Genomic DNA, 20,059 nt, shown 5'->3' on the forward strand with positions numbered 1-20,059 from the left:
GTGTTACATGAAAGATTAGTTGAGGGAGAAGGACTTACGCACAAAAACGCCGCGCGCAGGCGCGGCGTCAGGCTGGTAGCAGGAGGGGCGATTCAGGCGTAAGTATCGATCAACGTTCCGAGCATTTCATCGGAAGCCTTGGCCACCTTCATACCCAGTTCGGCTTGAAGCCTGCCTTGGGACATTTCGATCAGGTTGCTGGCCAGATCCGACTGCTGACTGCTATCGACCGAACGCAGGCGCCCGGCCTGGAGTTCGGAAGACTGACTGAGCGCCGACCGCTCGAGGCTGGTGTTGGCAATTTGCCCGGCAGCCTGGTCGATGCGGTTCTGCCCGGCTTGAACCGTACCCAGTCCGGCATAAAAAGCGCTGTTACCTGAGATTTCCATCGCAGAATCCGTCCTTGTGCAGGATCAACAACCCTCATTGAAGCAGACCTGCCGGCAAAAGACCCGACAAAAACACTAATGGCACAGTGCCTTGTCATAGGCAAAACCTAGTCCAGCAGATCCAGCTGCAGATGCTCGGCCACGGCTTCAGCGCTCACCAGCTTGAGTTTTGGGACCCGGCCGAGGCAAGGCGCAGGGATTCGCTCGGCCAGTGTCGCGAGATTTTCCTCCAGGCGCGAAGTCTTCGGATCGATGATATTGGCCACCCAGCCAGCCAGCTGCAGGCCGTCGCGGGCGATCGCTTCGGCTGTCAAAAGCGCGTGATTGATGCAGCCCAGGCGCACACCTACCACCAGGATCACCGGCAGGTTCAGCGCCTTCGCCAGGTCCGACAGGTTGTCCTGGTCTGCCAGCGGCACCCGCCAGCCGCCGGCGCCTTCGATCAAGGTGAAGTCCGCCTGCATGTCCAGAATCTGCCGCATGGGAATGAACAGCGATTGCACGGTCAACGCCACGCCCGCTTCGCGGGCGGCCAGGTGGGGGGCAATGGCGGGCTCGAACGCTACCGGGTTGACCTGCACATATGTCAACGGCATGGAACATTCCGCCAGCAATGCCAGGGCATCGGCATTGCGCAACCCCTTGGGTGTCACATCACAGCCGGAGGCTACCGGCTTGCCCGCTGCCGTGCTCATGCCCGCCGACCGCGCGGCATGCAGCAAGCCTGCGGCTACGGTGGTCTTGCCCACATCGGTGTCCGTACCGGTAATGAAATAGGCTGCACTCATAAGGGTTTCTCCAGGACCGCGTAGACCACTTGATAAGTCGCCGGCAGACCTTCGGCCTGACGAAACTGCTCATAAGCCTCGATCAAGCCGAGGATCCGCGCCCGACCGGTCAAACCACCAGGCCGACCCGGATTGATATTGTGGGCACCCAACGCCTTGAGTTCATGGGTCAAGCTGCGCACATCCGGGTAATGCAGTACATGCGCACGGGTTTGCAAGCTCGCGACACGCAATCCACTGTCGGTGCACAAATGCTGATAGATGCCCAGTTCGCGGAAGCGATTGACGTGCACCATGCCGTCCACCCGGCGCCAGCTGTCGCGCAACTCGAACAACGTGCCCACACACAGACTAGCAAACGCGAAAACGCCCCCCGGTTTGAGCGCCCGCCGCGCTTCACTGAGCACCGAGGCGAAGTCTGCGCACCACTGCACCGCCAGGCTGGAGAAGATCAGGTCACAGCTCGCATCCTGCAGCGGCAGGCACTCTGCGTCACCGGCGATGAAATGCGTTGCGCCACCCAGAGGCCGAGCGTGCGCGAGCATGCCCTCGGCGATGTCCAGCGCCACACCCTGCGCGCCGGTAAAGCGTTCGCCCAGTGCACGACTGAAGTAGCCAGTGCCGCAGCCCAGGTCCAACCAGCGACCCGCAGAAAAGTCTTCCGGCAAGCGGCGCAGTAACTCGCTACCAACATCGCGCTGCAATTCGGCCACGCTGTCGTAGGTGCCCGCGGCCCTGGAAAAGGAGGCCGCCACCTGGCGCTTGTCCGGCAAACCGCCGGACAGGTTGGGAAGGGACAAATCAGTCATCGCCGCTCTCATGCAAAAAGGCCTGGATCGCCCCGGCCACTCCGTGCGGGTCCTCCAGAAGAAAAGCGTGACCGGCCTGTTCAATCAGACCGATTTCCACATCCGGCAGCAGCGCCAGCAAGTCGCCTGCCGCTTCAGCGGGTACCAGCCCGTCCAGGCCAGCGAACAGGTGCAACTGCGGACCGCGAAAAGCTTGCAATGCCTGGCGGGTATCCAGTTGCGCCAGCAACTCCAGGCCGCTCATCAACACCGCTGGCGAGCTGTGCGGAGCACCGCCCAGCAACAGCCGTGACAGACCGCGCGAATCCTCGGCGCCCTGGGCGCACAGCAGCGAAAAACGCTTGAGGGTCGTTCGCGGATCGTCGCGGCAACCGGCCAAAAAAGCATCGAAGGTCTCACCGGGCATCGCACTGGGCCATTGTTCATGGGCAACGAACGAAGGATTGCTCGCCAGCGTCAGCAGGCCGCAACAGCGATCACCGCGCCTGGCGGCCAATTCGGCCGCCAGCATGCCGCCCAGCGACCAGCCGCCCAGCCAGGCGTCTTGAGGTACGGTGGAGTCGAGTTCATCCAGCCAGTCGTCGAGATCACTCGAATCCAGCTCCGGCAGCGGCTCGATCTCGACATTCAGGTGTTCATCCAGCCCGTGCAACGCCGCAGCCAACGGTTCCAGGGGCGAAATTCCGAGGCCCCAGCCTGGCAGCAGAATCAGTCGATTACGCATGGCTTGGCTCAGCTCCCAATTGTTGAAAACAATCTGCCAGTGCGTTTAACAATAGCTGCACCTGCGTTTCGCTGTGCGCAGCGGTCAGGGTCACCCGCAACCGGGCGCTGCCGGCAGGCACAGTGGGTGGGCGAATTGCAGTCACCATCAGGCCGCGCTCGCGCAGCATTTGTGACAGGCGAACCGCACGCCCGGCGTCACCGATCATGATCGGCTGGATGGGGGTGAAGCTGTCCATCAACTCCAGGCCGATCTGCTGCGCCCCCTGGCGGAACTGGCCGATCAACGTCTTCAAGTGCGCCCGCCGCCAGTGTTCGCTGCGCAGCAGCTCGAGGCTTTTGAGGGTGGCGCATGCCAGGGCGGGAGGCTGACTGGTGGTGTAAATATAGGGGCGCGCGAACTGGATCAGACTTTCGATGAGCTCATCGCTGCCGGCAACAAAGGCTCCCGCTGTGCCGAAGGCCTTGCCCAGCGTGCCGACGAGCACCGGAACATCCTCCTGGCTCAGGCCGAAATGCTCGACGATCCCACCGCCGTTGGCACCCAGCGGCCCAAAACCGTGGGCATCGTCGACCATCAACCACGCGCCCTTGGCCCGGGCTTCACGCGCCAGGGCAGGCAGGTCGGCGATATCGCCATCCATGCTGAACACGCCGTCGGTGACCACCAGGGTATTGCCGGTGGCTTTTTCGAGCCGCCTGGCCAGGCTTGTCGGGTCGTTATGCAGGTAACGATTGAAGCGCGCGCCGGACAACAGGCCAGCGTCCAGCAATGACGCATGATTGAGGCGGTCTTGCAGCACTGTATCGCCCTGCCCCACCAACGCGGTCACTGCGCCCAGGTTGGCCATGTAACCGGTGGTGAACAACAAGGCGCGGGGGCGACCAGTCAGGTCAGCCAAGGCTTCTTCGAGTGCATGGTGCGGCCCGCTATGGCCGATCACCAGATGCGAGGCACCACCCCCCACGCCCCACTTGGACGCGCCAGCACGCCAGGCTTCAATCACTTGGGGGTGATTGGCCAGGCCAAGGTAGTCGTTGTTGCAGAAGGCGAGCAACGGCTGGCCATCGACCACCACTTGCGGGCCCTGGGGGCTTTCGAGCAGCGGGCGGAGGCGGTAGAGGTTTTCGGCACGACGGGCTGCCAGGCGTGCGGCGAGATCAAAAGACATGCAGGCCTCGAAGGTCAAATCCCATAAAACAATGTGAGCACGCCCCCTGTGGGAGCGAGCCTGCTCGCGATAAGGCCAGAACACTCGATATCGATGTCGACTGGGTGGTCTAACGTATCGCGAGCAGGCTCACTCCCACAGGGTTTGTATTCCAATCAGCGGCAGCGGGATCTTCAAACGGCCGCGTTATAGAACTGCTCGCTGCTCTTCTGCTCCACCAGCGCCTGCTCGATCGCCGCCTGATGCACCTCATCGGCATGCTCTTCACGCGCTTCCGGCAGAATCCCCAGGCGCGAGAACAACTGCATGTCCTTGTCAGCCTGCGGGTTGGCTGTGGTCAGTAGCTTGTCGCCGTAGAAAATCGAGTTGGCGCCGGCGAAAAATGCCAGGGCCTGCATCTGCTCGTTCATCGCCTCACGGCCTGCAGACAGGCGCACGTGGGATTGCGGCATGAGGATGCGCGCGACCGCCAGCATGCGGATGAAGTCGAAGGGGTCGATGTCCTCGGCATTTTCCAGCGGCGTGCCGGCGACTTTCACCAGCATGTTGATCGGCACCGACTCCGGATGCTCCGGCAGGTTGGCCAGCTGGATCAGCAGGTTGGCGCGGTCATCGAGGGACTCGCCCATGCCCAGGATTCCGCCGGAACAGATCTTCATCCCCGAATCACGCACATTGGCCAGGGTTTGCAGGCGCTCGCCGTAGGTGCGGGTGGTGATGATGCTGCCGTAGAACTCCGGCGACGTGTCGAGGTTGTGGTTGTAATAGTCCAGGCCCGCCTGGGCCAGCGCCTCGGTCTGGTCCTGATCGAGACGTCCCAGGGTCATGCAGGTTTCCAGGCCCATGGCTTTCACACCTTTGACCATCTCCAGCACATAGGGCATGTCCTTGGCCGAAGGATGCTTCCAGGCCGCGCCCATGCAGAATCGCGTCGATCCGATGGCCTTGGCGCGAGCGGCCTCTTCGAGGACCTTCTGCACTTCCATCAGCTTTTCTTTTTCCAGCCCGGTGTTGTAGTGACCCGACTGCGGACAATATTTGCAATCTTCCGGGCAGGCACCCGTCTTGATCGACAACAGCGTGGAAACCTGGACGCGATTGGCGTCGAAATGCGCGCGGTGCACCGTCTGCGCCTGGAACAGCAGGTCATTGAATGGCTGCACGAAGAGCGCTTTGACTTCGGCCAAAGACCAATCATGACGCAGGTTTGCAGTGGTGCTGGCGCTCATGGGCGTTTCCTTGTTTTATGCTTGGCAGGCGCCGGTTATGGAATAACCACAGGCGCGACACGGATGTTCGGCATATTTAAGGAAGAGCGATGCGCTGTCAACCACGTTACGATGGACCGGTTTACATCTGGTTAAAAAACAAACAGCCTTGTTTGCTGTGCCAGGAAGATGTCGAAGAGACCGCCCCGATCTGCATGGCCTGTGAAACCGAGCTGCCATGGCTGGGCGATCAATGCCAGACCTGCGCACTGCCTTTGTTCGCGCCAGGCATGACCTGCGGGCAGTGCCTGAAGCAACCGCCAGCCTTTCAACAGGTCGCTGTGCCCTGGCTCTACGACTTCCCGGTTGACAGCCTGATCACCCGCTTCAAACACAGCGCAAAATGGCCATATGGGCGCCTGCTCGGCGAACTTCTCGCACACTACCTGCAGCATCGCTTTGACGAAGGCTTGCCGCGCCCCGACTACCTGGTGCCCGTGCCCCTCGCCAGAAAACGCCTGCGTCAGCGCGGCTTTAACCAGGCGGGCATGCTGGCAAACTGGCTGGGCACGTTCTTGAGTCTGCCAGTCAACGAACAATTAATAACGAGAACCAAGGAAACACCTGCGCAGCAAGGCTTAAACGCCAAAGCCCGGAAGCATAACTTGCGCGGTGCATTCACCCTGGTCAACGCAGAGCAGGTCCAAGGCTGCCATGTAGCACTTATCGATGACGTCCTTACCACCGCCTCCACCGCTGAGGCTATCTCTCGTCTGTTGATCGAGGCCGGCGCGTGGCGGGTCGACGTGTATTGCTTGGGACGGACGGCGAAGCCAGAAGAATGATCATCAGGTGGTACCCGATGCTGGAGCGTTTTTAAATGCAGATATTAATTTCGAGACTTTTCCTACACCGCATGAAGAAAAGGATGTAGTCCCTTACTGTTTTTTCGAAAAAGTATTGCATCCGAATATTTAAAAACTACCATCGATACGGCAACACAAAGATATAACTACTTAAACATCGGAGAAACCCAGGCTAATCAAAACCAACAAAAAACCCACCATCAAACCCATTCAGAAACTTTCAGCTGAAGCAAAAAAATTGTTGAGTCAACGCAATAACAATGGTGGTGGCGGTCACTGCCAAGGTGGCGGCGGCTGGTAAAATTTCATTAAACAGCTGCCAGTTAAATCTGGCAGCTCCAGATGATAAAACAAGGACCCGCAATGAACAATCAATACAAAAATATAGCGAAAACTTTACCGCACAGCATGGAGCCTCCAACGAACGACGCGAACCATCCGACATTGGAAGAAGCAGTAAACTACATAAATAATATTGACTTCTCTTCTATTGCTGAAAAACTGTGCTCGGCAGACCCACTGCTGTGCAGAAAATGGTCACCCGCAGAAGCAGAGGTAGCTCTTCAATATTACAAAAATTTTTTATTCTTAAATAAAAAATATCTTGATGAATTTCCAATTATTCCACCGATGCTCGAAGTCGATGAAATTTGGCACCATCACATACTGGACACCCGCCAATACATCAATGATTGCAACCAAATATTTGGTTACTACTTTCATCATTACCCATACTTCGGCACTAGAAATCACGCCGACACTGCAAATCTCGACACAGCTTTTCAATTAACCCAAAAACTTCACGAATCTGAATTCGGAAGCAAAATGTTGAATATATGGAGTGCCGAGCGTGAACTATAGTGAGGCAGTCAGGAAATCACTACTCGCATTTACGGTAGGTCGTTTGACGCCCGCGATTGGAATTTCAACCGTCTTTGTGCTGATGGCGCATAAAAGCGCTGATGATTTACCAGTTTTTTCTTATGTGCTTGCTGCCGCTACGATAATATCAGTATTTTTCTCTTTAATACTGGCCACTATTGGTAATAGGGCAGCTTCTCTAGCACACAATCTTGCGGCACAACGTGAAGTATTTACCGGCGGTTTTACACTTGCATTGATCATTGCAATGATAACGTATTTAGCGTGTTTTTCAGCAACTTTTTTCATCAGTCGAGCAGACGGACTACAAGGCTTGGACAAAGACGCTTACTGGACGCTCGCGCTTATCTATATAGCCTGTACTCCGCTGTTAGTAATCAATACTTATCTACAGCTTTTCCTTGAAGCCATAGGACAGGCTTCTAGCTGCGCAAGAGCAAAAACCACCATAACTTTACTTGGATGCATTTTACTGACAACCCTTGTTTCGATCATCAGCGACAGCAACTTTAAATACTATGCCACATCCTATTTTCTAGGCTCTGAACTACTTACTTCATTGTATCTAATAAGCCTGACTAAAGACCAAAATTATTACTCTTTAAACTCAGCAAAAAAAGTGTGGCGCTTTTTTTTGGGCACAGGCCTTCCGATCGCAGCAGGGTTGAGCGGGCAAAAACTATATTTTTACCTGCTGACTGAAAGACTGGCGCGAATCGATACGCAGCTCGTCGCCCAGCTATCCGTATTTATGACAGTAGTTGGGCTGCTCATCATTCCATCGCTGGCCCTCAGCCAAATTCATAGCCTGGAAGTCAGTCGGCAGGTTAAATATTCCTCACAATTCTATCGGGCTGGATTGAGTTGGATAATCGGGATGATGATACTAAGCGGCACCCTTTTGTATTTTTTTGCCAGCTATATATTTCTTGCCGTCGGAGGATCCATCTTCGATTACACCATGAAGCTTTACTTCACGTTATTAATGTTCCTCACCTGCAGTTCATTGCTGTCGCTGGCCATTTCCCACCTTCGAGCCCGGGGGGAGACCTTCCTCCCGCAATTATCGACGAATGCAATCATGCTGTTGATTTTGACGCCCATCCTCTACGGTTTTCATTACAACACTGCAGACCTTGAGACGTTCTTGCTGCTTCAAAGCGCAGCGGCAGGCGCAGGTTTTCTATTGTTGAATATGAGGATTCTTTTTGTTCACCGGCGCGACAAAAAATTGGCTAGTGTCTTGTTGGCAATGGAGCAAGCAACGGAGTAACGCTTCAAGAGGGCAAGCGGCCTCCCACCAGTTTGTGGCGTCAGGTCTCGCGTTAGAAACATTTCACTTACACTCGACGTCAACGCCTTCCATGAAAAGATCACTCGATGTCTCTACCAACACTGTTATCCCAGCACATCGTCCGACGCCCGCAGCGCATCGCCCTGCTGCAGCACATTGCCGAACAGGGCTCGATCACCCGCGCGGCGAAAAGCGCCGGGCTCAGTTACAAGGCTGCCTGGGACGCCATCGATGAGCTGAACAACCTGGCGCAAAAACCCCTGGTGGAACGCAGCGTCGGCGGCAAGGGCGGTGGCGGCGCCAGGCTTTCCAGCGAAGGTGAGCGGGTGTTGCGCCTGTATCAGAAGCTCCAGGTCGTGCAGGCCCAGGTGCTGGAAACGGCTGAGGAAGCCAGCGACCTGAACCTGCTCGGTCGCTTGATGCTCAGGACCAGCGCGCGCAATCAACTGCACGGCAAAGTCGTTGCGATCAACGCCCAGGGGCGCAATGACCGGATCCGCCTGGAGTTGGCCGCAGGACTGGTCATCGACACGCAGATCACCCACGACAGCACCCTGCGCCTGGAACTGCAGACCGGCACCGAGGTGGTGGCGCTGATCAAGGCCGGCTGGCTTGATTTGCTGGGCATGAATCAACAGCCCACACCCGGCACCAACTGCCTGCAGGGCAGGATCGAAGCAATATTCGACGCCGAGGACGGCCCGAGTGAAGTGCGCATCAGCCTGCCCAACGGCCAGACCCTCTGCGCGCTGGCCGAGCCGCTGCACCTGCGAACACTGGGCCTGGTCGTCGGCAAACCGGTACAGGTGCAATTTGCTCCCTCCAACGTACTGCTGGGTACGCCGCTCTGAAACATTAGCGTCATTAATGCGCTTTAAGGTGGCTGCAAAATCCTGCAGGGAGCCCGATGTGAACCTACTAGAAGAAAACCAGCCCACTGACCTCGAAAAAATGGTCGGCCTCAGCCGCCGCGGCTTTATCAGCGCCGGCGCCCTCTGCGGCGCGGCCATGTTCATGGGCGGTAGCCTGCTGAGCCGCAGCGTCCTGGCCGCCAGCGTCAGCGCCGGCACCAGCCAGCTGCTGGGTTTCGAGAGCATCCCTGCCGCGACCAACGACGCCATCAGCCTGCCAGCGGGCTACCGCTCTTCGGTGCTGATCAGTTGGGGACAGCCACTGCACAAGGACGGACCGGCCTTCGATCCAAGCGGCAACGGCACCGCCGAGCAACAGGAAATGCAGTTCGGCGACAACAACGACGGCATGAGCCTGTTCGAGTTTCCAGGCGAAAAAGACCGCGCGCTGATGGCGATCAACAACGAATACACCAACTACCGCTATCTCTACCCCCACGGCGGTATGCCGCAATCGGCGGCCGACGTGCACAAAGCCCTGGCCTGCGAAGGCGTGTCGGTGATCGAAGTGCAGCGCAAGGGCGGCCAATGGCACTTCGTCCAGGGCTCGCGCTACAACCGGCGCATCCATGGCAACGCGCCCATCGACCTGAGCGGTCCTGCAGCCGGGCATGCGCTGGTGAAAACCAGCGCAGACCCACAGGGCAAACATGTCCTTGGTACTTTCCAGAACTGCGCCAACGGCAAGACGCCATGGGGCACTTACCTGACGTGCGAAGAAAACTTCACTGACTGCTTTGGCAGCAGCGATGCCGGGCAGCCGTTCGATGCCGCGCAAAAACGCTATGGCGTGGTCGCCGCCAGCAAGGAAATCAACTGGCACCCCCACGACCCGCGCTTCGACATGGCGAAGAATCCCAACGAGCTCAACCGTCACGGCTGGGTGGTGGAGATCGACCCGTTCGACCCCCGATCGACGCCGAAGAAGCGCACGGCCCTGGGCCGCTTCAAGCATGAAAACGCTGCGCTGGCAGAAACTGCCGACGGTCACGCCGTGGTCTACATGGGCGATGACGAGCGCGGCGAGTTCATCTACAAGTTCGTCAGCCGCGACAAGATCAATCATGCAGATGCCAAGGCCAACCGCGACTTGCTGGATCACGGCACCTTGTACGTCGCACGGTTCGACGCCGGCGACAGCCATGCAGATCATCCAAAAGGTCATGGTGAGTGGATCGAGTTGACCCACGGCAAGAACGGGATCGATGCCAGCAGCGGTTTTGCCGACCAGGCGCACGTGCTGATCCATGCACGCCTGGCTGCCAGCGTGGTCCATGCCACCCGCATGGACCGCCCGGAATGGATCGTCGTCAGCCCCAAGGACGGCCAGGTCTACTGCACCCTGACCAACAATGCCAAGCGTGGCGAAGAGGGCCAGCCGGTGGGCGGCCCTAACCCGCGGGAGAAGAATGTCTACGGGCAGATCCTGCGCTGGCGCACCGATCGCGATGATCACGGCGCCAACAGTTTTGCCTGGGACCTGTTCGTCGTTGCCGGTAATCCGGGCGTTCATGCCGGTACGCCAAAGGGTGGCTCGTCGAACATCACGCCGCAGAACATGTTCAACAGCCCGGACGGCCTGGGATTCGACGATGCCGGCCGGTTGTGGATTCTTACCGATGGCGATTCGAGCAATGCCGGCGACTTCGCGGGCATGGGCAACAACCAGATGCTCTGCGCCGACCCGGTGACGGGCGAAATACGCCGGTTCATGGTGGGCCCGGTCGGCTGCGAAGTCACCGGGATCAGCTTCTCGCCAGACCATAAAACCCTGTTTGTCGGCATCCAGCATCCTGGGGAGAACGGCGGTTCGACCTTTCCCGAGCATCTGCCGAACGGCAAGCCACGGTCCTCGGTAATGGCTATCAGCCGTGAAGATGGCGGCGTAGTCGGCGCCTGATAAAACTTCATCGCGGGCAAGCCTTGCTCCCACAGTTCCATGCGTCACTTTAGAGTCGGCGCCTACCCTGTGGGCGCTGGCTTGCCCGCGATAGTGTCCGCCCGGACGACACACATCTCAACCCCACCCCCTAAACAAGCCCCGTCTGCGCTACCATGCTTGGCCGGACGCGGCAGCCTGCTGCGCGCAGGAGTCAGCATGGCCCACCCGTTTGCAACCCTCACCCCAGATCTTGTGCTCGATGCCGTCGAAAGCATCGGTTTTCTCAGCGACGCCCGCATCCTGGCCCTCAACAGCTACGAAAACCGTGTCTATCAAGTCGGCATCGAAGACGGTGAACCGCTGATCGCCAAGTTCTACCGCCCACAGCGCTGGACCAACGAAGCGATTCTTGAAGAGCACCAGTTCACCTTCGAGCTCGCCGAATGCGATGTGCCCGTGGTGGCGCCAATGATTCATAACGGTGCCAGCCTGCACGAGCACAACGGTTTTCGTTTCACCCTGTTCCCGCGCCGTGGGGGCCGCGCGCCGGAGCCGGGCAACCTCGATCAGCTGTACCGCCTGGGCCAATTGCTCGGGCGTCTGCACGCCGTGGGCGCAACCAAACCGTTCGAACATCGCGAGGCATTGGGCGTGCAGAACTTCGGCCATGCCTCGTTGGCGACGTTGCTTGAAGGTAATTTCATTCCCAAGAGCCTGCTGCCCGCCTATGAGTCAGTGGCCAGGGACCTGCTCAAGCGCGTTGAAGAGGTCTATAAGGCCACTCCACACCAGAACATCCGCATGCACGGCGATTGCCACCCCGGCAACATGATGTGTCGAGACGAGATGTTTCACATCGTCGACCTCGATGATTGCCGCATGGGCCCTGCAGTGCAGGACATCTGGATGATGCTTGCCGGCGATCGCCAGGAATGCCTGGGCCAGTTGTCGGAACTGATGGACGGCTATAACGAGTTTCACGACTTCGACCCACGGGAACTGGCGCTGATCGAACCGTTGCGTGCGCTGCGCCTGATGCACTACAGCGCCTGGCTGGCCCGGCGCTGGGATGACCCGGCGTTCCCCCACAGCTTCCCGTGGTTCGGCACCGAGCGGTATTGGGGCGATCAGGTGTTGGCACTGCGTGAACAACTGTCGGCGCTCAACGAAGAACCGCTGAAGCTTTTTTGAGATCAAAAGATCGCAGCCTCTGGCAGCTGTAGGCGCTGCCGAAGGCTGCGATCTTTTTGTTTTCCGACACGACACATCTATACAACCGCCCTACAATCCCCTCTTTGTTAGCTGCCTAAGCAAGGATTCTGCATGCAAGCCGCCAACCCGCGTCGCGGGTACATCCTGGGCCTGAGTGCCTACATCATCTGGGGACTTTTCCCGCTCTACTTCAAAGCCATCGCCAGCGTCCCCGCCGTGGAGATCATCATCCACCGCGTGCTCTGGTCGGCGCTATTCGGCGCCTTGCTGCTGATGGTCTGGAAGCACCCGGGCTGGTGGCGCGAATTGCGTGACAACCCTAAACGGCTGGCGATACTGGCCTTGAGCGGTACGCTCATTGCGGCCAACTGGCTGACCTACGTGTGGTCGGTAAACAATGGGCGCATGCTCGAAGCCAGCCTGGGTTACTACATCAACCCGCTGGTAAACGTGCTGTTGGGCATGCTGATCCTCGGCGAGCGCTTGCGACGCATGCAGTGGCTGGCGGTGGGACTCGCGGCGGTTGGCGTGGCACAACAGGTATGGCAAGTCGGCAGCCTGCCCTGGGTATCGCTGGTACTGGCATTGACCTTCGGTTTCTACGGCTTGATTCGCAAGCAGGCGCCGGTCAAGGCCCTGCCCGGCCTGGTGGTGGAAACCTGGATGCTGGTGCCAATCGCCGTTGCATGGCTGCTGTTCAACCCCGCGGCAAGCAGTGCGCAAGCACAGTTCTGGACCACGTCCGAAGCCTGGTGGCTGGTGGCTGCCGGGCCGGTGACGCTGATACCGCTGGTATGCTTCAACGCCGCCGCACGCCACTTGCCCTACACAACGTTGGGATTCCTGCAGTACCTGGCGCCAACGCTGGTGCTACTGCAGGCGGTACTGTTGTTTGATGAGCACCTGTCTTCCAGCACCCTGGTGGCCTTCATCTTTATCTGGGCAGGCCTGGCGGTTTACAGCGTCGATGCCGTGATAAATTTGCGCCGGCGCAGCTGATCAAAAAACACTCAAACCTCTGTAGGCCACGACGCTCGTGGCCTGCAACCAACTGCCCCAAGGTTATCCACAGCGTGATCCCCTGCGATTGTGCGCAAGTTATTGAAACTGCTGGTTTTTTGATCAACTCTTGAAGAGGCCCGGCCCGCCTGGGCTGGCGGGCTGTCTCTACAGGTTATCCACAGGCAGGTGCACGTTTAACTTGGATAACCTTCTCAAGCCTCACTGCGCAGAACCAGTTCCACCATCAGATCATCGGCCAACGTTTCCAGGCGCGACTGCAATACATCCAGCGACAGCGTGAGCGGCACCGCCAGAATCGCCTCGGCGTGGAACAGCGGTTCGCTGCTCATGGGTGCAGGACGTACCTCGGTAACCAGCCGCTCGAGATTCACGCCCTGCTCGCTCAGCAGGCGAGTGATGTCGCGCACGATCCCCGGACGATCATTGCCCACCAACTCCATGGCGATCGGCTTCCAGGTGCAGGACTGTTCAATGCCACTTTCGGCGATCAGCACACGGATCCCGTGTGCGGACAAAGCTTGCAGCGCATCGACCAATTCGTCATAGGCTTCGGCCGGCACCCCCACCCGCAGGATCCCGGCGAACTGCCCGGCCATCCGCGACATTCGGCTTTCCAGCCAGTTACCGCCGTGCTCGGCAATGCACTGGGCAATGCGCTCGACCTGCCCTGGCTTGTCCGGAGCGAAAACTGTGAGTACGAGGTGGTCCATGGCGCAGCCCTCTTTTGTTATAGAAAAGGAAGTATAGGCAAGGGGAGATTCTGTGTTGAATCGTCTGCCGTCATCGCGAGCAGGCTCACTCCCACCCGGATTGCGTCCTGTGGCAGCGAGCCTGCTCGCGATTGGGTCACCCTCGAAAAACCTGAAAAGCACAAATCGTGTACAACTTTTTATATTTAGCTGGAACAATCCATCACTTTTTTGAGAACATCCCGTTCCCCGTCGCGACCGCAATGCGTCATGGGGTCGCAGAACGACGCAATTAGTCTAATTTTCACAACCGCAATTCATCATGTAGTATGCCGCAGCGCGCACTACATAACGTTGGATCGATGTCTGCCAAGGCGCAGTCGCAACCCCTGAAAGCCCCATCAGCAAGGCTTCAAGCCGTTGATTGGACCAACCCCAGCCGCCCGCAAGGGCATGTACTGGCGCCAGGGTTTGTGGTTTAAATGGCCAGAGGCTTCATTGTCATAATTGAAGAGCTGAAAAGCGAAATAGCTGAGCAGAGTGAGGCAAGCAATGACTGAACACGTTCAAGTCGGTGGCCTGCAGGTCGCCAAAGTCCTGTTCGACTTCGTGAACAACGAAGCCATTCCCGGTACCGGCCTCACCGCCGATAAGTTCTGGGCCGGTGCCGACAAGGTCATTCATGACCTGGCGCCGAAGAACAAAGCCCTACTCGCCAAACGCGATGATTTCCAGGCTCGTATCGATGGCTGGCACCAAGCGCGTGCCGGCCATGCACATGACGCGGTGGCCTATAAAGCCTTCTTGCAAGACATCGGTTATCTGCTGCCAGAAGCGGCCGATTTCCAGGCAACGACGCAAAACGTCGATGACGAAATCGCCCGCATGGCCGGCCCGCAACTCGTGGTGCCGGTGATGAACGCGCGCTTCGCGCTCAACGCCTCCAATGCCCGCTGGGGTTCGCTGTACGACGCGCTGTACGGCACTGATGCCATCAGCGAAGCCGACGGTGCGGAAAAAGGCCAAGGCTACAACAAGGTCCGCGGCAACAAGGTCATTGCCTTCGCCCGCGCCTTCCTCGACGAAGCGGCCCCCCTGGCTGCCGGCTCGCACGTAGACTCCACCAGCTACAAGATTGTTGACGGCAAACTGGTGGTCGCCCTCAAAGGCGGCAGTAATTCCGGACTGCGCGACGACGCTCAGCTCATCGGCTTCCACGGCGATGCCGGGGCACCCACCGCGATCCTGCTGAAGAACAACGGCCTGCATTTCGAAATCCAGGTCGATGCCAGCACCCCCGTCGGCCAGACGGACGCGGCCGGCGTCAAAGACATCCTGATGGAAGCCGCGTTGACGACCATCATGGACTGCGAAGACTCCGTGGCGGCTGTCGATGCTGACGACAAGGTGGTGATCTACCGCAACTGGCTCGGCCTGATGAAGGGCGACCTGGCGGAAGAAGTTGTCAAAGGCGGCAAGACTTTCACCCGCACCATGAACGCCGACCGCACCTACACCGGCGTCGACGGCAAGGAACTGAGCCTGCATGGCCGCTCCCTGTTGTTCGTGCGTAATGTGGGGCACCTGATGACGATCGACGCCATCCTCGACAAGGACGGCAACGAAGTGCCGGAAGGCATTCTCGACGGCCTGGTAACGTGCCTGGCCGCGATCCACAGCCTCAACGGCAACAATTCGCGCAAGAACAGCCGCACGGGCTCGGTCTATATCGTGAAGCCGAAGATGCACGGCCCGGAAGAAGCCGCGTTCACCAACGAGCTGTTCGGTCGCATCGAAGACGTGCTGGACCTGCCGCGCAACACCCTCAAGGTCGGGATCATGGACGAGGAGCGCCGCACCACGGTCAACCTCAAGGCATGCATCCAGGCAGCGGCCGAGCGCGTGGTGTTCATCAACACCGGCTTCCTCGATCGCACGGGCGATGAAATCCACACCTCCATGGAAGCCGGCCCGATGGTGCGCAAGGCCGACATGAAGGCTGAAAAATGGATCGGTGCCTACGAGAACTGGAACGTCGATATCGGCTTGAGCACCGGCCTGCAAGGTCGTGCGCAAATCGGTAAAGGCATGTGGGCAATGCCCGACCTGATGGCGGCGATGCTTGAACAGAAAGTCGCTCACCCTCTGGCCGGTGCAAACACCGCCTGGGTACCGTCACCAACCGCAGCGGCGTTGCACGCATTGCACTACCACAAGGTAGACGTGTTCGCTCGTCAGGTGGAACTGGCCAAGCGTGCCCGAGCTTCGGTGGACGACATCCTGTCCATTCCGCTTGCCGTGAACCCGAGCTGGACTGCGGAGCAGATCAAGAACGAACTGGACAACAACGCCCAGGGCATTCTCGGCTACGTGGTGCGCTGGATCGATCAGGGCGTAGGTTGCTCCAAGGTGCCGGACATCAATGACGTCGGCCTGATGGAAGACCGTGCGACACTGCGTATCTCCAGCCAGCACATCGCCAACTGGCTGCGTCACGGCATCGTCACCGAAGAGCAAGTGATGGAAAGCCTCAAGCGCATGGCGCCGGTGGTTGACCGTCAGAACGCCAACGACCCGCTGTACCGCCCGCTGGCTCCGGACTTCGACAGCAACATCGCCTTCCAGGCGGCGGTCGAACTGGTGGTGGAAGGTACGAAGCAGCCGAACGGCTACACCGAGCCGGTCCTGCACCGTCGTCGCCGTGAGTTCAAGGCTGCCAATGGCCTCTGAGTAAACGCTGGCGGCGAACAAAAAAAGGCCCTGATCTTCGGATCAGGGCCTTTTTGCATATGAATGAGACAGTTTGTGGGAGTTGGCTATGGCTCCATCCCCAACTCGTGCTTCACCAAACCCAGCAGCTTCACGGTATCAATGGGCTTGAGCAGAAAGTCCACCACGCTCAGGTGCATCGCTGCGATGGCGTCTTTCACATCGGCATCGCCGGACACAATGATGATCGGCATCGCCGCCCGCACCGATTCACGAACCTGGCGGATCAGGTCCAGGCCATCGACATGCCCCATCCGCAAATCGGTGATCACCAGGCCAATCGAGGGTTTCTCGTCCAGCATCTTCAGTGCGGTTTCACCGCTGGCTGCGGTCAGGCAGCGAATACCATCCAGCGCCAGGATCTCCGACAATAATTCACGTGCATCTTTGTCATCATCGACGATCAACACACGCTGGGGCGGTAGATCGGGTTCGAGCATGACCGCACTTAGCGCCTCGCGCTCGGCGTCACTCAGGATATCTTGGTCGGACATGGCTTTCTCAAAGGTTACAAATCGTTCCTGGCCCACTCGTGAGACATCGCCAGCCAGCGGTTCAATGTGCACTTCGTCGGATTTATTTCCAATAGGTGTTGAGTGGGATTTTTCCCAACGTTGCGTCGGACTCTTCCGATAGGTAATCCGGTCGTTGCCTACCTAGACTTACGTCCAATGGGCACCCTGCGCCCATGGGCCGACCATGTTGAAGTCATCCGACAACAATAATTCCAAACGACTGCGGTAATGGTTATGAGTAAAGCGGACGCCTTCACCCAGGCAGGGAAGACTGCGGTGTTGCAAAACATCCAGGGCACTTTGCAGTTCCTTCAGCGCTTCCCGCCGTTCAATCACATGGAACACGCTCACCTGGCGTATCTGGTCGAGCAATGTCAGCTGCGCTTTTACGGACCCGGCGAGAGCATCATCAAGCCTGACGATGGCCCTGTTGAGCACTTCTACATCGTCAAACAAGGCCGCGTCGTGGGTGAGCGCCCGCACACTGCCAAAGGCGGCACCGAAACCACCTTCGAAATCACCACCGGCGAGTGCTTTCCCCTCGCAGCGTTGCTGGGTGAGCGGGCCACTCGTACCGAGCACCTGGCGGCTGAAGACACCTTCTGCCTGCAACTGAACAAGCTGGCGTTCATCAAACTGTTCGCGCTTTCCCACACCTTTCGCGATTTCGCCCTGCGTGGCGTCAGCAGCCTGCTGGATCAGGTCAACCAGCAAGTCCAGCAAAAAGCCGTGGAAACCCTGGGCACCCAATACTCGCTCAATACCCGCCTGGGCGAGTTGGCCATGCGTCATCCGGTGACCTGCAGCCCGGTCACGCCACTGCGCGAAGCCGTGACCCTGATGCATGAACAACAGGTCGGCAGCATTGTGGTGGTCGATGGCGATAAGGCCCCGCTGGGGATTTTCACCCTGCGCGACTTGCGGCACGTGGTGGCAGGCGGCACCAATGACTTCAATGAAGCCATAGAACGGCACATGACCCGCGCACCATTCTTTTTAACCCCGGACCACAGTGCATTTGATGCAGCGATCGCCATGACCGAGCGGCACATTGCCCATGTCTGCCTGGTCAAGGACCACCGCCTGTGCGGTGTAGTGTCGGAACGTGACCTGTTTTCCCTGCAGCGGGTCGATCTGGTGCACCTGGCGCGGACTATCCGCGGTGCCCAGCGCGTGGAAAGCCTGGTGGCGCTGCGCGGCGAGATCGGCCAACTGGTGGAGCGCATGCTGGCCCACGGCGCGTCTTCCACCCAGATCACCCATATCATCACCCTGCTTAACGATCACACGGTGTGCAGGGTGATCGAACTCACACTGGCCGAGAAAGGCGACCCGGGCCTGCCATTCAGTTGGCTATGTTTCGGCAGCGAAGGCCGTCGCGAGCAGACGCTGCACACCGACCAGGACAACGGCATTCTGTTCGAGGCGAGGGATGCCGCCCATGCGGCAGAAATTCGCGGCAAATTGCTACCCATCGCCCAACAGATCAACCAGAGCCTGGCGCTGTGCGGGTTTACCCTGTGCAAGGGCAACATCATGGCCGGCAACCCCGAGCTGTGTTTGTCCCGCGCTGAATGGGCGCGACGTTTCTCGGCGTTCATCCGCGAGGCCACGCCGGAAAACCTGCTGGGTTCGAGTATCTATTTCGACCTGCGCGTGGTCTGGGGCGATGAGCAAGGCTGTGAACAATTGCGCAGGGGCATTCTCGACCAGGTCGCCGACAATCGTTTGTTCCAGCGCATGATGGCCGACAACGCCCTGCGCAACCGCCCACCTGTAGGACGCTTCCGCGAATTCGTGCTGGCACGCAAACATGGCGAGAAAGCCACGATGGATTTGAAAGTCCAGGGCCTTACGCCCTTCGTCGACGGCGCCCGGTTGCTGGCGCTGGCCAACGGAATCGAGACCAACAACACCCTGGAACGCTTTCGCCAACTGGTTGATAAAGAGGTCATCGACCGGCTGGACGGTGCGGCCTACGAAGAGGCCTATCATTTCATCCAGCAAACCCGCATGCAGCAGCATCAGCTACAGACCCGGGAGAACCTGCCCTACTCCAACCGGGTCGACCCCGACAGCCTCAATCAGCTGGATCGGCGAATCCTGCGTGAATCCCTGCGCCAGGCCCAGCGTCTGCAAAGCAGCCTCACACTGAGATATCAGTTGTGAGCCTGTTTTCCTGGTTGCGCCCCGCCGGCCCGGCGCTGTCTGGCGAAATACTGCAACGTCTGGGTCACTTGCCGCCGGCGATCGGGCTGAGCGAATGCAGCCTTCGCGAACAACGCTGGGTGGTGCTGGACCTGGAAACCACGGGGCTTAATCTGAACAAGGATCGGGTGTTGTCGATTGGTGCGGTAGTGATCGAGGACGGGGCCATCGACTTCAGTCAGCAGTTCGAACGAACCCTGCAGTGCGCCGACATGAAACTGGCCCCCAGTGTGCTGATCCATGGCCTTGGCCCAAGCGCCATTGCGGCCGGCAGCGATCCGGCGCAGGCGTTGCTGGAGTTCATGGAGTTCCTGGGGGACAGCCCGGTGCTGGCTTTTCATGCTCCCTTCGATCAGCACATGCTCGGCCGGGCACTGAAGGATCATCTGGGGTACAAGTTGCAGAATACCTTTCTCGATGTGGCAGACATCGCCCCGCTGCTGTGCCCACAGGCGCCTATCCGCGAGGCCGGACTGGACGAGTGGATAGACTGGTTCAAACTCGAAGTGTTCGAGCGCCATAACGCCAGTGCCGACGCGCTGGCCACCGCCGAACTGGCACTGATCCTGTTCAGCCGGGCACGCCAGCAGCAGATTCACAGCCCGTTGAATCTGCAGCAGCGGCTGAGTCAGTGGAAGCGGCGGCAGCAGTCTCCCTCCTTCTGATAGACGGCGCCTGACTAAACCACCCGACCAGCGCCAATTGCTTACCTCCCCCGC

18 protein-coding genes are annotated in these 20,059 nt (G+C 58.8%); 10 read left to right on the forward strand and 8 right to left on the reverse strand.

What is annotated here, in order from left to right; genetic code table 11:
- Positions 1 to 92 precede the first annotated feature (92 nt).
- The 6 genes from EQV97_RS09620 to bioB form a co-directional block, all read right to left on the reverse strand.
- On the reverse strand, positions 93 to 389 hold the full coding sequence (locus tag EQV97_RS09620) for a pyrroloquinoline quinone biosynthesis protein PqqE (protein ID WP_122841235.1): 297 nt from the start codon (positions 387 to 389) through the stop codon (positions 93 to 95).
- Positions 390 to 496: 107 nt separating this feature from the next.
- A complete protein-coding gene (bioD, locus tag EQV97_RS09625) occupies positions 497 to 1,177 on the reverse strand; it encodes a dethiobiotin synthase (RefSeq protein ID WP_122841234.1) in 681 nt (226 codons plus the stop codon).
- Positions 1,174 to 1,986: a malonyl-ACP O-methyltransferase BioC gene (bioC, locus tag EQV97_RS09630; RefSeq protein ID WP_240888872.1), complete on the reverse strand. Its 813-nt coding sequence runs from the start codon at positions 1,984 to 1,986 to the stop codon at positions 1,174 to 1,176. The genes bioD and bioC overlap by 4 nt, the downstream gene beginning before the upstream one ends.
- Positions 1,979 to 2,710, reverse strand: a complete 732-nt coding sequence (locus EQV97_RS09635; RefSeq protein ID WP_122841232.1) for an alpha/beta fold hydrolase — start codon at positions 2,708 to 2,710, stop codon at positions 1,979 to 1,981. The genes bioC and EQV97_RS09635 overlap by 8 nt, the downstream gene beginning before the upstream one ends.
- Positions 2,703 to 3,881 carry an 8-amino-7-oxononanoate synthase gene (gene bioF, locus EQV97_RS09640; RefSeq protein ID WP_122841231.1) on the reverse strand — a complete coding sequence of 393 codons (1,179 nt, stop codon included), beginning with the start codon at positions 3,879 to 3,881 and terminating at the stop codon, positions 2,703 to 2,705. The genes EQV97_RS09635 and bioF overlap by 8 nt, the downstream gene beginning before the upstream one ends.
- Before the next feature lie 173 nt (positions 3,882 to 4,054).
- On the reverse strand, positions 4,055 to 5,110 hold the full coding sequence (gene bioB, locus EQV97_RS09645; RefSeq protein ID WP_240888873.1) for a biotin synthase BioB: 1,056 nt from the start codon (positions 5,108 to 5,110) through the stop codon (positions 4,055 to 4,057).
- Between the two features lie 89 nt (positions 5,111 to 5,199).
- On the opposite strand from bioB, the gene EQV97_RS09650 reads away from it, so the two are divergent.
- The 7 genes from EQV97_RS09650 (at position 5,200) to rarD (ending at position 13,135) form a co-directional block, all read left to right on the forward strand.
- Positions 5,200 to 5,934: a ComF family protein gene (locus EQV97_RS09650; protein ID WP_122841230.1), complete on the forward strand. Its 735-nt coding sequence runs from the start codon at positions 5,200 to 5,202 to the stop codon at positions 5,932 to 5,934.
- Positions 5,935 to 6,318: 384 nt separating this feature from the next.
- Positions 6,319 to 6,816: a hypothetical protein gene (locus tag EQV97_RS09655; RefSeq protein ID WP_240888874.1), complete on the forward strand. Its 498-nt coding sequence runs from the start codon at positions 6,319 to 6,321 to the stop codon at positions 6,814 to 6,816.
- Entirely contained in the window at positions 6,806 to 8,110 is a 1,305-nt protein-coding gene (locus EQV97_RS09660) for a hypothetical protein (RefSeq protein ID WP_240888875.1), read from the forward strand. The genes EQV97_RS09655 and EQV97_RS09660 overlap by 11 nt, the downstream gene beginning before the upstream one ends.
- A 107-nt stretch (positions 8,111 to 8,217) precedes the next feature.
- Positions 8,218 to 8,982, forward strand: a complete 765-nt coding sequence (locus tag EQV97_RS09665) for a TOBE domain-containing protein (RefSeq protein ID WP_122841228.1) — start codon at positions 8,218 to 8,220, stop codon at positions 8,980 to 8,982.
- A gap of 58 nt (positions 8,983 to 9,040) precedes the next feature.
- A complete protein-coding gene (locus EQV97_RS09670) occupies positions 9,041 to 10,942 on the forward strand; it encodes a PhoX family phosphatase (RefSeq protein ID WP_122841227.1) in 1,902 nt (633 codons plus the stop codon).
- 198 nt (positions 10,943 to 11,140) lie between these two features.
- Entirely contained in the window at positions 11,141 to 12,115 is a 975-nt protein-coding gene (locus EQV97_RS09675; protein ID WP_045059930.1) for a serine/threonine protein kinase, read from the forward strand.
- A gap of 132 nt (positions 12,116 to 12,247) precedes the next feature.
- Positions 12,248 to 13,135 carry an EamA family transporter RarD gene (gene rarD, locus EQV97_RS09680; protein WP_122841226.1) on the forward strand — a complete coding sequence of 296 codons (888 nt, stop codon included), beginning with the start codon at positions 12,248 to 12,250 and terminating at the stop codon, positions 13,133 to 13,135.
- 215 nt (positions 13,136 to 13,350) lie between these two features.
- Here rarD and EQV97_RS09685 read toward each other — a convergent pair whose 3' ends face one another.
- The gene (locus EQV97_RS09685) at positions 13,351 to 13,869 is read right to left on the reverse strand and encodes a glycine cleavage system protein R (RefSeq protein ID WP_045059928.1); all 519 of its coding nucleotides are present in this window, start codon (positions 13,867 to 13,869) and stop codon (positions 13,351 to 13,353) included.
- A gap of 531 nt (positions 13,870 to 14,400) precedes the next feature.
- Between EQV97_RS09685 and EQV97_RS09690 the strand changes: the two genes are divergently transcribed.
- Positions 14,401 to 16,578 (forward strand): malate synthase G, encoded by a 2,178-nt coding sequence (locus tag EQV97_RS09690; protein ID WP_240888876.1) that lies wholly within the window; start codon positions 14,401 to 14,403, stop codon positions 16,576 to 16,578.
- Between the two features lie 86 nt (positions 16,579 to 16,664).
- Here EQV97_RS09690 and EQV97_RS09695 read toward each other — a convergent pair whose 3' ends face one another.
- Positions 16,665 to 17,111 (reverse strand): response regulator, encoded by a 447-nt coding sequence (locus EQV97_RS09695; RefSeq protein ID WP_122841224.1) that lies wholly within the window; start codon positions 17,109 to 17,111, stop codon positions 16,665 to 16,667.
- Positions 17,112 to 17,360: 249 nt separating this feature from the next.
- Here EQV97_RS09695 and EQV97_RS09700 point away from each other — a divergent pair, with 249 nt between their 5' ends.
- Together EQV97_RS09700 and EQV97_RS09705 are read left to right on the forward strand one after the other, a co-directional pair.
- Positions 17,361 to 19,301: a putative nucleotidyltransferase substrate binding domain-containing protein gene (locus tag EQV97_RS09700; protein ID WP_240888877.1), complete on the forward strand. Its 1,941-nt coding sequence runs from the start codon at positions 17,361 to 17,363 to the stop codon at positions 19,299 to 19,301.
- Complete coding sequence (locus EQV97_RS09705) at positions 19,298 to 20,005, forward strand: 3'-5' exonuclease (protein ID WP_122841222.1); 708 nt, start codon at positions 19,298 to 19,300, stop codon at positions 20,003 to 20,005. The genes EQV97_RS09700 and EQV97_RS09705 overlap by 4 nt, the downstream gene beginning before the upstream one ends.
- The last annotated feature ends 54 nt before the right edge of the window (positions 20,006 to 20,059 follow it).

Origin of the sequence: Pseudomonas sp. TMW22090 (genome assembly GCF_022496665.1) — a bacterium.
Taxonomy (GTDB): domain Bacteria; phylum Pseudomonadota; class Gammaproteobacteria; order Pseudomonadales; family Pseudomonadaceae; genus Aquipseudomonas; species Aquipseudomonas gregormendelii.